General features: G+C 63.6%; 18 protein-coding genes and 1 pseudogene. 5 read left to right on the forward strand and 14 right to left on the reverse strand.

Annotation, left to right across the window (positions count from 1 at the left end; genetic code table 11):
- Both clpS and ACG873_RS11315 read right to left on the reverse strand, forming a co-directional pair.
- On the reverse strand, positions 1–330 hold the full coding sequence (gene clpS / locus ACG873_RS11310) for an ATP-dependent Clp protease adapter ClpS (RefSeq protein WP_394893457.1): 330 nt from the start codon (positions 328–330) through the stop codon (positions 1–3).
- Between the two features lie 263 nt (positions 331–593).
- Complete coding sequence (locus ACG873_RS11315; protein WP_394891792.1) at positions 594–923, reverse strand: phasin family protein; 330 nt, start codon at positions 921–923, stop codon at positions 594–596.
- 251 nt (positions 924–1174) lie between these two features.
- On the opposite strand from ACG873_RS11315, the gene ACG873_RS11320 reads away from it, so the two are divergent.
- Positions 1175–2587 carry a D-alanyl-D-alanine carboxypeptidase gene (locus ACG873_RS11320; RefSeq protein WP_394891793.1) on the forward strand — a complete coding sequence of 471 codons (1413 nt, stop codon included), beginning with the start codon at positions 1175–1177 and terminating at the stop codon, positions 2585–2587.
- Between the two features lie 47 nt (positions 2588–2634).
- Here the strand turns inward: ACG873_RS11320 and ACG873_RS11325 are convergent, their stop codons facing one another.
- The 3 genes from ACG873_RS11325 to ACG873_RS11335 form a co-directional block, all read right to left on the reverse strand.
- A complete protein-coding gene (locus ACG873_RS11325; RefSeq protein WP_394891794.1) occupies positions 2635–3330 on the reverse strand; it encodes a DnaJ domain-containing protein in 696 nt (231 codons plus the stop codon).
- Positions 3330–4052, reverse strand: coding sequence for a VWA domain-containing protein (locus ACG873_RS11330; RefSeq protein WP_394891795.1), 723 nt, complete (start codon positions 4050–4052; stop codon positions 3330–3332). The genes ACG873_RS11325 and ACG873_RS11330 overlap by 1 nt, the downstream gene beginning before the upstream one ends.
- A gap of 72 nt (positions 4053–4124) precedes the next feature.
- Positions 4125–4562 (reverse strand): DUF1489 family protein, encoded by a 438-nt coding sequence (locus ACG873_RS11335; protein WP_394891796.1) that lies wholly within the window; start codon positions 4560–4562, stop codon positions 4125–4127.
- A gap of 101 nt (positions 4563–4663) precedes the next feature.
- Between ACG873_RS11335 and ACG873_RS11340 the strand changes: the two genes are divergently transcribed.
- Positions 4664–4867 (forward strand): dodecin family protein, encoded by a 204-nt coding sequence (locus tag ACG873_RS11340; RefSeq protein ID WP_394891797.1) that lies wholly within the window; start codon positions 4664–4666, stop codon positions 4865–4867.
- Between the two features lie 104 nt (positions 4868–4971).
- Here ACG873_RS11340 and ACG873_RS11345 read toward each other — a convergent pair whose 3' ends face one another.
- Positions 4972–6372 (reverse strand): L-serine ammonia-lyase, encoded by a 1401-nt coding sequence (locus tag ACG873_RS11345; protein ID WP_394891798.1) that lies wholly within the window; start codon positions 6370–6372, stop codon positions 4972–4974.
- A gap of 613 nt (positions 6373–6985) precedes the next feature.
- Here ACG873_RS11345 and ACG873_RS11350 point away from each other — a divergent pair.
- Positions 6986–7735, forward strand: coding sequence for a DUF599 domain-containing protein (locus tag ACG873_RS11350; RefSeq protein WP_394893459.1), 750 nt, complete (start codon positions 6986–6988; stop codon positions 7733–7735).
- Here ACG873_RS11350 and ACG873_RS11355 read toward each other — a convergent pair.
- The 5 genes from ACG873_RS11355 to ACG873_RS11375 all read right to left on the reverse strand — a co-directional run bounded on the left by ACG873_RS11355 (position 7687) and on the right by ACG873_RS11375 (position 11640).
- On the reverse strand, positions 7687–8484 hold the full coding sequence (locus ACG873_RS11355; protein ID WP_394891799.1) for a YdcF family protein: 798 nt from the start codon (positions 8482–8484) through the stop codon (positions 7687–7689). The two genes, ACG873_RS11350 and ACG873_RS11355, sit on opposite strands and share 49 nt — an antisense overlap.
- Before the next feature lie 30 nt (positions 8485–8514).
- A complete protein-coding gene (locus ACG873_RS11360; RefSeq protein WP_394891800.1) occupies positions 8515–10080 on the reverse strand; it encodes an amidase in 1566 nt (521 codons plus the stop codon).
- Positions 10080–10547 carry a GNAT family N-acetyltransferase gene (locus ACG873_RS11365; protein WP_394891801.1) on the reverse strand — a complete coding sequence of 156 codons (468 nt, stop codon included), beginning with the start codon at positions 10545–10547 and terminating at the stop codon, positions 10080–10082. Before ACG873_RS11365 ends, ACG873_RS11360 begins: the two co-directional genes overlap by 1 nt.
- 4 nt (positions 10548–10551) lie before the next feature.
- Entirely contained in the window at positions 10552–10839 is a 288-nt protein-coding gene (gene gatC, locus ACG873_RS11370; RefSeq protein WP_394891802.1) for an Asp-tRNA(Asn)/Glu-tRNA(Gln) amidotransferase subunit GatC, read from the reverse strand.
- Positions 10840–10932: 93 nt separating this feature from the next.
- Positions 10933–11640: a metal-dependent hydrolase gene (locus ACG873_RS11375; RefSeq protein ID WP_394891803.1), complete on the reverse strand. Its 708-nt coding sequence runs from the start codon at positions 11638–11640 to the stop codon at positions 10933–10935.
- Between the two features lie 77 nt (positions 11641–11717).
- On the opposite strand from ACG873_RS11375, the gene ruvX reads away from it, so the two are divergent.
- Entirely contained in the window at positions 11718–12203 is a 486-nt protein-coding gene (ruvX, locus tag ACG873_RS11380; protein ID WP_394891804.1) for a Holliday junction resolvase RuvX, read from the forward strand.
- On the opposite strand, the gene ACG873_RS11385 is transcribed toward ruvX, so the two are convergent.
- Both ACG873_RS11385 and ACG873_RS11390 read right to left on the reverse strand, forming a co-directional pair.
- Entirely contained in the window at positions 12170–12481 is a 312-nt protein-coding gene (locus ACG873_RS11385) for a DUF6105 family protein (RefSeq protein ID WP_394891805.1), read from the reverse strand. The two genes, ruvX and ACG873_RS11385, sit on opposite strands and share 34 nt — an antisense overlap.
- Complete coding sequence (locus ACG873_RS11390; RefSeq protein ID WP_394891806.1) at positions 12481–13026, reverse strand: hypothetical protein; 546 nt, start codon at positions 13024–13026, stop codon at positions 12481–12483. Before ACG873_RS11390 ends, ACG873_RS11385 begins: the two co-directional genes overlap by 1 nt.
- A 117-nt stretch (positions 13027–13143) precedes the next feature.
- Here ACG873_RS11390 and ACG873_RS11395 point away from each other — a divergent pair.
- A pseudogene (locus ACG873_RS11395) lies at positions 13144–13269 on the forward strand (AEC family transporter); the annotation flags it as partial.
- Here the strand turns inward: ACG873_RS11395 and ACG873_RS11400 are convergent.
- Positions 13254–14879 carry an acyl-CoA dehydrogenase family protein gene (locus tag ACG873_RS11400; protein ID WP_394891807.1) on the reverse strand — a complete coding sequence of 542 codons (1626 nt, stop codon included), beginning with the start codon at positions 14877–14879 and terminating at the stop codon, positions 13254–13256. The pseudogene ACG873_RS11395 and the gene ACG873_RS11400 overlap by 16 nt on opposite strands.
- Positions 14880–14978: the final 99 nt, after the last annotated feature.

Below are 14978 nucleotides of genomic sequence, written 5' to 3' on the forward strand. Positions count from 1 at the left end.
TCACTTCTTCTCCATCACGCATTGCAGCGGATGCTGATTCTGACGGGCGAAGTCCATGACCTGTGACACTTTGGTCTCGGCCACTTCAAATGTATAGACCCCACATTCGCCCACTCCGTGATTGTGAACATGGAGCATTATGCGGGTGGCGGATTCGCGGTCCTTCTGGAAAAAGCGCTCCAGAATGTGGATGACGAACTCCATCGGCGTGTAGTCGTCGTTGAGGATCAGAACGCGGTACAGGCTCGGCTTCTTGGTCTTGGTCTTGGTTCGCGTGATTACGGCCGTGCCGCGGCCGGGGCCGTTGCCCCCGCCTTCGCCGTTTTGCATGCGCGCCACGAATTCCATCGTGGCATCCCCGCCGTTCGTCACCAGTGCCTTGCCTTTCGCGGGTTCCTCACCCGACCGTCATGTAGGTAGCCTACGCGCAATTTTAAGCCCTTCTTTTTTGCTGACAATATGGTCGAAGGTCTGTCCGGGCGGGTTTTTCAGCAAACCCCGGTGGTTAATCGCAAAGGGCACGAAAAAACCCGGCCGCGAAGCGACCGGGTCTTGCGGCGGGGCCGTCGGCCCGGAAAGCTTCTGGAGATTTCTTAGCCGGCCTTGGCGACGATCGATTCGAACGGCTTGTAGCTGTCCTTTGCCATGTCGGCATAGAGGCCGCTGAGCTTGGATGCCTCGGCGACGAACCCTTCATAGGCTTGCTTGGCGTAGTCCGCCTGAATTTCGATCGCGTTTTCGAGCGATTTCGCCGACAGGAGCTTTTCCATCGCAGCGCTGCCGGTCTCCAACGACTTCTTGGCGTAGTCGGTGGTTTCGGCTGCGATCGCCTGAGCGCTTTTGGAGAGGGCGGCGAAGCTCTTCAGTCCGCTGTCGATGAATTCCTTGCCGTAATTGCCGGCATCTTCAAACGTCTGTGTCATGCGATGATCCCTTCGGTTCGCGGCGTGAAAGCTCCCCGCAGTGCATTGCACTTCAACGTATTGTGCGCCGCACAAAGAGTCAATTTGCCCGGCGCTAACGGCATTTGTTTCAAAATCGGCTCAATCCCGACAAAAAAGGTGAACGTCCTGGTTACCATAAACGGATTGGTAACGCTGACGCCCTTACGGTCCTTGCTTGCGAGGCAGGACCTTTGCCGCCTCTGGTGCAACGAAATTCAAAGGGTATAGCAGTGCGTCAGGCGTTTGCGGCCATTCTTCTATCCATCGCGTCTCCATTGAAATCCGTCGTCGCCGCCTTGCTGGCCGTCGCGATCGGACTTGCCGCGACGGGACCGTCGGCGGCAAATTCCAAATACGCAGCGATCGTCATCGACGCCAACACCGGCAAGACGCTGTTTTCCTCCAGCGCCGATCTGCGGCGCTATCCGGCGTCGCTGACCAAGATGATGACGCTCTACATGGTGTTCGAGGCGATGGCCGCCGGCAAGATCACCAAGAAGACCTCCATCCCGGTTTCCCGCAATGCCGCCGCCGAGCCGCCGACGAAGCTCGGCGTCAAAGCGGGCAACTCCATCACCGTCGAAACGGCGATCTATTCCCTGGTGACGAAGTCGGCGAACGACGCGGCGACGGCGCTTGCCGAGTATCTGGGCGGCTCCGAGAAAGAGTTCGCGCGGATGATGACGGCCAAGGCGCGGAAGCTCGGCATGACCGGCACCGTATTCCGCAATGCCCACGGCCTGCCCGATACGGCGCAGTTCTCGACGGCGCGCGACCTGGCGACCCTCGGCATCGCGCTGAAGGAGCACTATCCGCAGTATTACAACTATTTCTCGACGCGGTCCTTCACCTATGGCCGCAAGCGCATGGCCAATCACAACCGCCTGCTCGGCCGCGTCAAGGGCGTCGACGGCATCAAGACCGGCTACACCCGCGCGTCGGGCTTCAACCTGGTTTCGTCCGTCTCGCAGGGCGACCGCCGCATCGTCGCGGTGGTGATGGGCGGGACCAGCGGCGGCTCGCGCGACAAGCACATGGCCGAATTGATCCGGCAGTACATGCCCAAGGCATCGACCAAGGGCAAAGGCGCGCCTCTCGTCGCCAGCGCCGGCGGTTCGCCGATCAGCGCTCTCGCGAAGGTTTTCCTGCCCAAGAACGATGCGCCGACGCCGGAAGCCCGTCCCGAGGAAGAGGTCGTGGCCGCAGCGGAAGACGAGGTCGCGGCCGTCGAGGAAGAGGTTGCGGCCGTCGAAGAAGACGTTGCGCCCACTCCCAAGCCAAAGTCCGTGTTTGTGGAAACCCTCGAATCCGCCCCGGTGGAGCAGGCCTATGCGCAACCTTCGCCCGACCGTTTTGGCGACGATGTGGATCCGGTCGAGACGGCTTCGGTCGCGCAGTCAGGCTGGGCGATCCAGGTCGCATCGTCGCCGAGCAAGTCCGAGGCTGAGGTCGTGCTGGCCAAGACGACCAAGCAGGCGCCAGCGGTTCTTGCCCATGCGTCCGGCTACACGGTGACGTTCGACAAGGGCGGCGTGACCTATCACCGCGCGCGCTTCGGCGGCTTCAATTCCAAGGCCGCGGCATGGAAGGCCTGCACCGCGCTCAAGAGAAAGAAAATCGACTGTTACGCCGTCGAGAACTGACGAACGGCGGAACAGCGTCTCCCGGAAAGTATCGTGTCGAAGGAGAACTAGTTGTGATTCGTGAGCAAGACGTCCTTGGCTTCGTTGATCCGCGCCGCCAGGAAAGACGTACCGCCGAGGTCGGGGTGCAGGCGCTGCATCAGGCGGCGATGCGCCTTGCGGATATCCGCCGCGGTGGCGCCCGCTTCAAGACCAAGGATCTTGTAGGCCTCCTGCTTAGTCATGGCGCCCGTACCTGGCGGAACGCCCAGCCCCTCGCCACCACCCGCATTCGGGTCTTCGCGCCAGACGGGAAACCGGCCATCAAGATACGTCTCTAGCAATTGCCGACTTTCGGGGTCTCCCGGAAGCTCCGCATAAAGCTCGCGCAGCTCGTTCAGCGCCAGGTCGCCCAGCGTCCGGCCTTCGTGCCGGCCGGCCAGAACCAAGCCCTCCAATCGCCCGCTGTCGTGGTCGAGCTCCATTTCAAGCGCAGCGGTTCGCACTGTGGAGCGCTTGCCGGGGGTCTTTCTGCGCCCGCTACGCACCCGGCTTGAGGTGAACCAGGCCAGCGCCGCCGACAATATCATGCCGCCCAGTCCGGCCCTGCCGGTGAACAACACCCCGACACCGATGACGGCGAGTATGGCCGGACCGGCATAGCGCACGGTGTTGGCCAAGGCGGCCGGTTCCAGCCGGAGGAACGTGGCCACCACGAGAACCAGGACCAGCAGGCCGGTGACTATGCCGAGAAAGATGCTCATTACGAACCGCTTCCCCGCAAATGTTCTATCATCAGGCGGTCTTCCGGTCGGCCGCGCGCCTCAAGCGCCTTCAAGCCGCCGGTGGCGAACACGGCCACGGCAGAAAGCAGTTTCGCAAGCGTGGCAGCGGCATTGCGGTCGAAGCGGAACCAGGCGCCCTTCGACAGGCGCGCTATCTCCTTGAACGCGGCTTCGGCGGCCGGATCGCGGCCTTCCTGGAAGAGGAAGACCGGCACGCCGTGCAGGCCGAGATTGCCCGCCTTCACAGACAGGTCGTCGATCTTCTCCTCCATCGCATCGCCAATATAGACAAGCGCATTGACCTTTTCGCGCGCGGTCTCCTTCAGCGCGAACGACAGGACCTTGCCGATCTGGGTATGGCCGCCGCGGCAGTCGATGCTGCTCATCAGGCGCTTCAGACCCGCCGTGTCCGATACGAAAGCGGAAGCGCGGCATTCGTCGAGACCGCGAAAATAGACCAACTGCACCTTGAGGCCGCCTGTCTTTCCGACCGCATCGAACATCTCGCCCTGCAAGGAGCAGGCGAGATCCCAGGTCGGCTGGCGGCTCATCGTTGCGTCAAGCGCCAGTATGAGGCGCCCCTGCCCCTTTCCCGCGACGGCCCCGAGGGCGCGCGCCTGCCTGACAAAGGCCTCGATTTCGGAAGATTCCGAGCGGGCCGCTGGACCGGGAACCTTTGCGGGCATCTTCTTGTCGCTCATGCTGAAGAAGATGTGGCGAAGCCGGCCCGCTTGCAAGTCCGGCGGCAGATCGCCGGCCGGCGAGACACGCGGCTAAAGAAGGCCGAGTTCGGCCAGTTCGCGGCGCAGCTTAGGCGGCATAGCCATCAATTCCGCGTGGGAGGTTCCAATATCGGCCGGAGCGTCGGGTTGTTTCAGGTAGCGCCAGCCCTGAAACGCGCGGCGCGGCTGCCATTCGGTGCGCACGACGGCGGGGGCGAGGATCAAATGGCAGCGCGATATGCCTTCCGAATCAATGAAAGGCCGGATGTCGAGCAGCCTCTGGCGGCACTGGACCTGCGCCTTGATCACCCAGTAGAGCGAGCCGCCATCCAGCAGCTCGTTACCACGGGTGGGCATCATGCGTGTCGTGTGGAATTGCTCGGCCGGTTCGCCTGCGCGCCGGCGTTCGTCGAGCCGGAAGGCGATCCACTCTTCCAAATCCTCGACGCTGTCGCAGCCGACGCAGAGCTTTATCAGGTTCAAAGCCATAGCGCGTTTACTACGCCGCAAATTGGAAACGAAAAAGGCCTGGCAGCGTTGGGTCCACATGTTTGCGCACGGTGCTGGGCGCAGGCAAACAGGAGAACCCCATGTCAGTAGCGAAAAATACCGAGATCACCGCATCCGGCTCGACCATCGAGGGGGCGATCGCCCACGGTGTCGACCGCGCGTCCGCGACGCTGAAAAACGTCAAGCAGGTCTGGGTCAAGGAGATTGTCGCCAAGGTCGACAACGGCAAGGTCTCCGAGTACCGCATCGATATGAAAGTTACGTTCGTGCTCGACGACGCATAGCGCGTTGGCCGGAAATCGGAATCGATTTTCGGTGAGCACTATGCGCATATTCAAAGACTTACAGCGTCCTTTGCACGTCTAATAAGACGCGCGGCTCTGTAGGATCAGCACTCGACCACGTTCACCGCCAGGCCGCCGAGGCTGGTTTCCTTATAGCGCTCATTCATGTCCATGCCGGTCTGGCGCATGGTTTCGATCGCGGCGTCGAGAGGCACGAAATGCGTGCCGTCGCCCTTGATGGCGAGCGAGGCGGCGGTGACGGCCTTGACCGCGCCGAGCGCGTTGCGTTCGATGCAGGGAACCTGCACCAGCCCGCCGACGGGATCGCAGGTCATGCCGAGATGATGCTCAAGCGCGATCTCGGCGGCGTTCTCGACCTGTTCGGGCGATCCGCCCATGACCGCGCAGAGTCCTGCCGCGGCCATAGCGGACGCCGAGCCGACCTCGCCCTGGCAGCCGACTTCGGCTCCCGAGATCGAGGCGTTCGTTTTGATTATGCCGCCCACCGCCGCGGCCGTCAGCAGGAAATCGCGTATGCTCGGCTGGTCGGCTTCGGGATGGAAATGCAGCCAATAGCGCAGCACTGCTGGCAGCGTGCCCGCCGCGCCGTTGGTCGGCGCCGTCACGACACGGCCGCCGGCGGCATTCTCCTCGTTGACCGCCATGGCGTAGATCGACAGCCAGTCATTGGCGAGCAGCGGGTTGGGCCGGTTCTGGCTCCACTGCTCCTGCAACTTGTCGTGCAGCATGCGCGCGCGGCGGCGAACCTTGAGGCCGCCGGGCATGATGCCGTCCTGCGAAAGGCCGCGCTCGATGCAGCTGCGCATCGCATCCCAGATGCGGTCCAGCCCGGCGTCGAGTTCCTCGCGCGGCATGTGGATTTCTTCGTTTACACGCTTCATCTCGGCGATCGACAGGCCGCTGCGCCTGGCCATGTCCAGCATTTCGACAGCGTTCCTGAACGGGTACGGCACCTTTGGGCCGGCGGGCGCGGCCGCGCGCGTCTTCATGCGCTGCAATTCTTCCTCGGAGACTACGAAACCGCCGCCGATCGAATAATAGATTCGCTTCAAGAGTAGGCGATCGTCCGAATCGTAGGCGTAGAACGCCATGCCGTTGGCGTGGCCGGGCAGCGGCGTCTTCTTGTCGAGCACAAGGTCAGCAGAGGGATCGAAGCGGTAGGACGGATGCCCCGGCGGGAAGATCCGGCCCTCAGCCTTGATCTTCCCAATGACGCCGTCGGCCAGATCGGGATCGACGGTTACCGGCGTTTCGCCGGCGAGCCCGAGAATCACTGCGCGGTCGGTGCCGTGGCCGATGCCGGTATAGGCGAGCGAGCCATGCAGGCTTACGGCGATGCGCTCGACCTTCGCGCCGGCCGGGCGCGGCCAGTCGTCCCCTGCTATCTCGTCGAGGAATCGACGCGCAGCCGTCATCGGCCCCATCGTGTGCGAACTGGATGGGCCGATCCCTATCTTGAACAGGTCGAATACCGAAAGGAACAAGCCTGGCGCTCCTGCAGCGAATTACTCAGCGTATCGCATATAGTGCGATGTTTCCGCTGTTTTGAGCGACTGGGCTTACCGGGGTCCGACCCCGCCTGCTCCACCAACGACGCGGCCGCTGTCCGGCCAAAGAAAAAGACGCGGGGAGAACCCCGCGTCTTCCTGCAAATTCCGTCGATGTGGCCTGGTTCAGCTTGCCGCCAGGACCGCCGCGGTTTCCGATCCGCCAACAAGCCAGGCCAAGAGAAGAATGCTCGCAAACCCGACTACTGCCTTGGCGGTCACGCCCCAGCAGGACTTCTGAATGCCGTCGTCCATAGTTTTCCTGTTTACCTGTCGCCCCCGGAGCGGCTGTCTCGCCGTCTTGTTTCCGGCCCCATTTCTGGAGCGTGTAGTTAGGCCGTTGCCGGCCGCTTCGCAATGGGAAAAATGGCGAAAGCGAGGCGGATTCTGCATGGCTGCCATGCAATCACGCTGCGCATTTTAATCAAATCAGAGACTTAGGCGCAATTTACCGTAAACGCATTATCAAGGCCTGTGACCGGATTGCGGCTCGCCCGGACAGCGGGGCGGAGCGGATATTCGGGATCGTTTCGTGATAAGAATTTTCGCCATGGGCGATTCTCTGTTCCTGACCGGTGCCGACATTGCGGCGTTGGCGTTTTTCCTGGCGATATGGGTGGTGCACGGCCTCGCTGCCGACGGCAGGCTGGTCGGCCGGATGTCGCTCACTACGGCCATGAACGCGCAGCGCGAAGCCTGGATGCGCACGATGGCGCGGCGCGAACTGCGCATGATCGACACCAGCATCATGGTCGGGCTGCAGCAGGGCACGGCTTTCTTCGCATCGAGTTCGCTGCTGGCCCTTGGAGGCTGCTTCGCCCTGCTTGGCGCATCCAACGACGTGCTGTCGGTGCTTTCGGACCTGCCGCTGGCGGATGCGCCTTCGCGCCAGGTTTTCGAGATCAAGGTGCTGGGCCTGATGGCGCTGCTGGCCTATGCCTTCTTCAAGTTCGGCTGGTCGTACCGGCTGTTCAATTATTGCTCCATCCTGGTGGGCGCGGTACCGATGCACAAGGAAGGCGCGGCCGATCCCGCGGCCATGGAGGCGGCGATCGGCCGGGCGACGCGCATGAACGTGCTGGCCGGCCGGCATTTCAACGCCGGCTTGCGCGGAGTCTTCTTTTCGCTCGGCTATCTCGGCTGGTTCGTCGGCCCGGAGGCATTCGCGCTGACCACGACGCTTTTGTTTGCGGTGCTGTTGCGTCGGCAGTTCTTTTCGGCCGCAAGGCTCGCAGTCATCGAGGAAACGCCTCAGGCCGGTCCGGGGAACGGATCGTCGATCCGGCCCGACAGCCAGTAGGCGAACAGACCGATCCATTCGCGGATCGCTACCGTCGTGTTCTGGAGGGCGTCGGCGGCATTGTCGCGGAACAAGCCGAACCCCTCCTCGCCCGATGTGCGGTAGTCGACCGGCCAGGGCAGCACATCGAAGCCGGCTTTCCGGAACAGCGCCATCGAGCGCGGCATATGGAAGGCGGAGGTTACCAGCAGCCAGGTTTCGCCAGGCTGCGGCGTCACCAGCTCCTTCGTGAATACGGCATTCTCGAACGTATTGCGCGAGCGGTTTTCGAGGATCAGCCGCACGGGCGCTACGCCGAGCGCGGTCAGCAGCCGCGGCGCCGTGTCGGCGTCGCCTTCGCCCTTGAGGATGAGCGCTCCGGTTCCCCCGGTGACGACAATCTTCGCGGTGGGATAGCGGCGGGCGAGAATGGCGGCCTCGACGAAGCGGTCGCCGCCGCTGTTCATCTCATAGCCGCCGCGCGCCAGGTTGACCGCGCCTTCGAAACCTCCGCCTAGGACAACGATGCCGTCGACGGATTGGGAAAGGCAGGCCGGCCGGGCGAACCGCTCCTCCAGCGGGTTGAGCAGAACGGCTCCGAGGGACGTCCAGGCCGACAATATGAGAATTGCGGCCGCGGCGATGTCCAGCGTCAAACCGGTGCGCCGCCAGCCAAAGAAAGCGGCGAGCAGGCCGGCCGCAAGAAGCAGAATCGAAAAATTCAGCGGCTGGGCGAAGAAGCCGAAGACCTTCGAGAGATAAAAGAACATCCCGTCACCTCATTGATGGCGGGGGAATCTCTACCACCATTTCTCCGGCTCAAACCGCCCTGCCGCCTGCTCGATAACATGGGCGGTCTGGAACAGCGTCTCTTCGTCGAATGGCCTGCCGATCAACTGCAGGCCGAGCGGCAGGCCGCACGCGTCGAGGCCGGCAGGCACCGCGATGCCCGGCAGACCGGCCATGTTCACCGTCACGGTGAAGATGTCGTTCAGGTACATCTTCACCGGGTCCGCATTCATGTCCTGGTCGGCAATGCCGAAGGCGGCGGAAGGCGTGGCCGGCGTCAGGATCACGTCGATACCGGCGGCAAAGACGTTTTCGAAATCGCGCTTGATCAGAGTGCGGACCTTCTGCGCCTGCAAATAGTAGGCGTCATAATAGCCGGCCGACAGCACGTAGGTGCCGATCATGATGCGGCGCTTGACCTCGCGGCCGAAACCGGCGGCCCGGGTCTGCTCGTACATGTCAGTGATGTCCTTGCCCGGCACGCGTAGCCCGTAGCGGACGCCGTCATAGCGGGCGAGGTTGGACGAGGCTTCGGCTGGCGCGACGATATAGTAGGCCGGCAGCGCGTATTTGGTGTGCGGCAGCGAAATGTCGACGATCTCCGCGCCGGCATCCTTCAGCCAGGCGATGCCCTTCTGCCAAAGCGCCTCGATCTCTTCCGGCATGCCGTCTACACGGTATTCCTTCGGAATGCCGACCTTCATGCCCCTGATTGGACGGCCGATGGCGGCTTCATAGTCGGGTACCGGGAGATCGGCCGAAGTGGTGTCCTTCGGGTCGGCGGAAGCCATGGATTTGAGCATGATGGCGGCGTCGCGCACATCGCGCGCGATCGGCCCCGCCTGGTCGAGCGAGGAGGCGAAGGCTACCACGCCCCAGCGCGAGACGCGGCCGTAGGTCGGCTTGATGCCGACCGTGCCGGTGAACGCCGCGGGCTGGCGGATTGACCCGCCCGTGTCGGTCGCGGTGGCGCCTGCGCAGAGCCATGCCGAGACGGCCGTCGCCGAACCGCCCGACGAGCCGCCTGGCACGAGCTGAGCATTGTCGAGCGTGCGGGTCTTGGTCGCGCCTCCCGAGGAAACAAATCCGCCGTCGCCCTGGTGCGTCGTGGGCATCACCACAGTGTCGATGCGCGAGCGCCGCCAAGGATTCACGACAGGACCGTAGTAGGAAGTCTCATTGGACGAGCCCATGGCGAATTCGTCCATGTTGAGCTTGCCCAGCATGACCGCGCCGTCGGCCCAAAGATTGGCGGTGACGGTCGACTCGTAACGCGGCTTGAAACCGTCCAGCACATGGCTGCAGGCCTGCGTGTGCACGCCTTCGGTGCCGAACAGATCCTTGATGCCGAGCGGGATGCCTTCGAGCGCGCCGCCCTCGCCCCGGCCGAGCTTTTCGTCGGAAGCCTTCGCCATCTCCCGGGCTTTGTCGTGGGTGACGGCGACGTAAGCGTTGAAGGCGGGATTGGCAGCGTCGATAGCGGCAAGATAGGCATTGGTCAGTTCGGCCGCCGAAATTTCCCTGGCGCGGAGCTTTTCGCGCCCCTCGGCGATGGTCAGTTTCGTCAAGTCGGTCATTAGGCAATCTTCTTTTCGTAAAAGCGGGAAAAGCCGGAGTCTGGATAGTCCAAAACTGCGCCGCAAACTGTAAATCCGCCGCGCTCATAGACACGGTAGGCCGGCTCAAAACCTTCGGCTTCGCCGGTTTCGAGAACGAGCCGGATCATTCCCTCTTCACGCGCAAGCTGCTCGATGCGCTGCAAGAGATCCGACCCGACACGCTGACCGCGCACCGAAGGCAACGTGAACATGCGCTTGACCTCGCCCAGCCCGTCGCCGTGCTCCTTGAGAGCGCCCATGCCGACCGGGCGACCGTTCTCGTCGCGCGCGACGAATAGCGTCACCGTCGGATCGGCCATCTGTTCGACGGTCAGCTGGAACTGAAACTCGCGCGGCGTCAGCGGGATCAGATAGGCGTTGAGTTCGGCGACGAGCATGCGCACGTCGTCCTGCAGCGGGGTCTCGACCGCGATGGACAGTGCCACGGTGCTACTCCACGACCTTCGGCACGAGAAAGAAATTCTCGTCGGTCGCCGGCGCATTGGCGACAATATCACCGGCCTTGCTGCCGTCGGTGACGATATCGGCGCGCTTCTTCATCGCCATCGGCGTCACCGAAGTCATCGGCTCGACGCCGGTCACGTCGACCTCGTTCAGTTGCTCGACGAAACCCAGTATGGCGTTGAGTTCGCCGGTCATGCGCTCGGCGTCTTCCTCGGTCACGGCGATACGGGCGAGATGCGCAACGCGCTTCACTGTCTGGAGATCAACGGACATTCGTGCCTCGGCAAGAAACGGGATGGGTCGCCCGCGCTATACCGGCGCGGCGCGGCGCGCGCAACAATGATGTCTGGTTCAGTCCGTTCGCGGCTAAACGTCCCGCGCTTCGCCCACCTTCGGCAGAACGACCTCCACGCCTGAGCCTTCCATGCCGGCCGTGAATTTTTCGGCGGTCTGGTCGATCATGCCGAAGGAGGCGTAGTGGCAGGGGATCACCGTCTCGAACTTGAAGAAGCGGCGGCAGGCGAGTGCGGCCACAGCGCCGCCCATGGTGAAGCGGTCGCCGATCGGCACGATGCCGATCTTCGGCTCGTGCAGTTCGTTGACCAGGGCCATGTCCGAGAAGATGTCGGTGTCACCCATGTGGTAGAGCGTTCGCTCGTCCGGAAAATGCAGGACAAGGCCGCCGGGATTGCCGAGATAGGTGTTTTGTCCGCCCTCCCCGGGAAATGACGAGGAGTGCAGCGCTTGGACAAATGTGGTGGTGAAGCCGCCGCAATCGACCGTGCCGCCGAGATTACCGGGGTTTATCCTGTCGCCGCTGACGCCCTTGCCGACCAGATACATGCAGACCTCGAAATTGGCGACCAGCATCGCGCCGGTCGCCTTCAGGATGTCGGCCGCGTCGCCGATATGGTCGCTGTGGCCGTGCGTGAGCAGGACGTGGGTGACGCCTTCGGCCGGGCCCTGCCACGGCTTCTTCCACGACGGATTGTCGGTGAGGAAAGGATCGATAAGGATCCTGGCGCCGCCTGCTTCCACACGAAAAGCGGAATGTCCGAACCAGGTCAGTTTCATGCTAGCGTCTCCTCGATTTTTCCTCGCCGGAAGGATAGAACGCAGGCGGTCCAAGTCAAAAGGAAAGCCATGACGTCTTGAGCATCTCGACCATCGAGGAGTTGCCCGCCCACCTCGCCGGCGGCAAGACGCTCGCGGGGCTCGACCTCGGCGACAAGACGATCGGCGTGGCGGTATCGGACCGCGGGCTTTCCTTCGCGCATCCGCGCCCCGTCATCATCCGGAAGAAGTTTTCAGTCGACGCGACGGCCCTGCTCGACCTGCTTGGGCGGGAGAATGCCGGCGCGGTGGTGATAGGCCTGCCCGTCAACATGGACGGCAGCGAGGGCCCCCGCGCGCAGGCGTCGCGCGCCTTCGTCCGCAACATCGCCCGGATGACCGAGCTGCCCTTCGCCTTCTGGGACGAGCGCCTGTCGACAGTCGCGGCTGAGCGCACGCTGATCGAGATGGACATGTCGCGCGCCAAGCGGAAGACGAAGATCGATTCGGCGGCGGCCGCCTTTATCCTGCAGGGCGTACTGGACCGGCTTCACGCATTGGGCGAGGAAATCACGCCAAGATAGCGTTCGCGGCGGATTCTTGCCCAGGCCACCACCTGCCGGCGGCGGCGAAATGCGTAGATGGCGAGCAGGATCAGCGTGTCGAGGACACAAGCCTTCGCCACCATGCCGGGGATGATCCCGGGGTCGATGCCGAGCGTCTCGCCGTAAAGCTGGAACACGAGGTCGTGGGCCTGCCGGGTCAGCATGACATAGCCGAAATGGATGTCGTGATACGAGAGGCCGTACCAGCCCCAGAATATGACCAGCGGCAGAGCCCAGAGCGCGAGCACGTAGCGCATCAGTTGCCTCCACCAAAATTTGCGTCGGTTCGCCCGGACAGGCGCGACAGCATTGAAACATGCGCAGCGCCGAGCGCCATGATGCGCGCGGCTGCACGGATGTCGTTTTCACCCGGCGATGCAGAGATGACGGCGGCGAGGCGCTCGGCCTGGATCGCCAGATAAGATGCCAACAGCGCCGCCAGATGAACGGCTACGGCCGGATAGAGCCCGGCCACGACATTCACCGATCCGCAAATCATCAGCAGCGAGATCAAAAGGGCCGCCGAAGCAAACGCCATGCTCGTGACATCGCCGCCTTCAGCCGCGGGATCGCCCAACACGGATGCGGCGAAGGCCCAGAAGAAGAGCATCGCGCAGACCGCCGAAGCGAGCGACAGGAGCGGCGTCGCGGCGGCATGGGCGAGCAGGTCGCCCTCCGCGAGGCCGAGCATGCCCAGCGCCTGCGCGGCGCCGCCATTTCCGCCCATGACGCACGCCATCGACAGCAGCGCGAACGCGGCCGCCCAATGGAAGGTGAGAAAGGATATCAAAACACGCGGCATGGGAATCCTGCTTGGTTCAGATCACAGTGGGGCTTGCCGGTGATGCCCGCAATGGAAACCATTCGTTAAGGTTAACGCGGCAGCGCCCGCTGTTGATAAGGCGGGCGCACCCGTGACGGACAAGGAATGTTGTACCTGGCGCTCTCCGCGGCTGTGCCGACGGCGATGAACGGCTATCTCCTGGCGCGCCATCTCGGCGGCGACGCGGAACTCTATCCCGCGGCCACTCAGACGGCGGGATAGAGCGTGTCGACGATCATTCGGGCATCGTGGCGCGCGTCGATCATGCCGTAGGTGCCTCGCCACTGGCCGGCGAGCCGGGTTTCGATGAACGCGTCGGCAATGCGCCCTGCCCCCAGCCGCTTCAGCTCGGCCGCCGCAGCCGAAAGCGCCAGTTGTTCCGTCAGGATCCTGGCGGAGCCCTCGTCCGAGGAGGCAACCTGCATGGCAGCGCGCAGCACGCCGGTCGTGCCGCGCCCGCCGGCGCCCAGGTCGCGCTCTATCCCCGAAAGCACGTCGTCGAAAAGGCCAGGCGCACGGCCGAGCACGCGCAGCACGTCCAGCGCCATGACATTGCCCGAGCCCTCCCATATCGCGTTGACGGGCGCTTCCCGGTAATAGCGGGCGAGCGGCGCTTCCTCGATGTAGCCATTGCCGCCGAGGCACTCCATGGCCTCGTAAAGCAGCGCCGGCGCGATCTTGCAGACCCAGTACTTGACCACCGGGGTCATGGCGCGGGCGAAGGCCGCCTCGCCGCGATCGTTGGCCGCCTCGTCGAAGGAGCGGGCGAGCCGGAACGATAGCGCGGTAGCTCCCGCCACATCGAGCGCCATATCGGCCAGCACGCGCTGCATCAGCGGCTGATCGATAAGGACGGTACCGAAAACCTGGCGGTGGCGCGTGTGGTGGACCGCTTCGGCAAGGCCGGCGCGCATGATCGCCGACGAGGCGACCGCGCAGTCGAGCCGGGTCAGCGTGACCATGTCCATGATGGTCTTTACCCCTGCCCCCGGCTCGCCGACCATTTCGCCGATGGCGTTGACGAACTCGACTTCGGACGAGGCGTTGGAGCGGTTGCCGAGCTTGTCCTTCAGGCGCTGAAAGCGAAAACCGTTGCCTGTGCCATCGCCAAGAAGGCGGGGCACCAAAAAGCACGACAGGCCTTCGCCAGCCTGGGCCAGCACCAGGAACGCATCCGACATCGGCGCCGACATGAACCATTTGTGGCCGGTCAGGCGATAGAAGCCGCTGCCGGCACGCTCGGCGCGCGTGGTGTTGGCGCGCACGTCGGTTCCGCCCTGTTTTTCAGTCATGCCCATGCCGAGCGTCAGCCCGGTCTTTTCGACCGGTGGCTTCTGGCTCTGGTCGTATTTGCGCGTGGTGACGCGCGGCGCCCATTCCCGAAATAGTTTTGGGGCGGCCATCAGCGCGGCCAGCGAGGCGCTGGTCATGGTGATGGGACAGAGATGGCCCGATTCCAACTCGGCCGTCAGATAGAAGCGGGCCGCGCGCACCTGGTGGCGCTTGCCTGTCTCGGTGCTGCCGTTCTCCCATATCGACGAATGCAGGCCGTTGGCGACCGAGCGGCGCATCAGCGCGTGGTAGGCGGGATGGCATTCCACCACATCGGCGCGCCTGCCCTGGCGGTCGTGGGTCCTGAGCTTCGGCGTCTCGGTATTGGCGAGCCGAGCCAATTCCTGCGCCTCGTGCGTCATCACGAAACGGCCTACCTGGTCGAGTTCCTTGCGAACCGGCTCCGAAAAATCCTCGGCAAGCTGCACCAGCAGCGGATCGCCCCGCCAGGCATTGCTTCCCGTCAGTGGCGGGGGCTGGTTCGTCACCTCGTGCGTCACGCAACGTCCTTCAACATTCTCCGGGCGCTCGCGCCGAATCCGGAAACGCCGTGCTGGCCTTATAGCCGAAGCGGCGCGGAACGCGCGACGAAAATCCCC

The organism is Allomesorhizobium aridi (assembly GCF_043769475.1).
In the GTDB taxonomy this organism is placed as follows: Bacteria; Pseudomonadota; Alphaproteobacteria; order Rhizobiales; family Rhizobiaceae; genus Allomesorhizobium.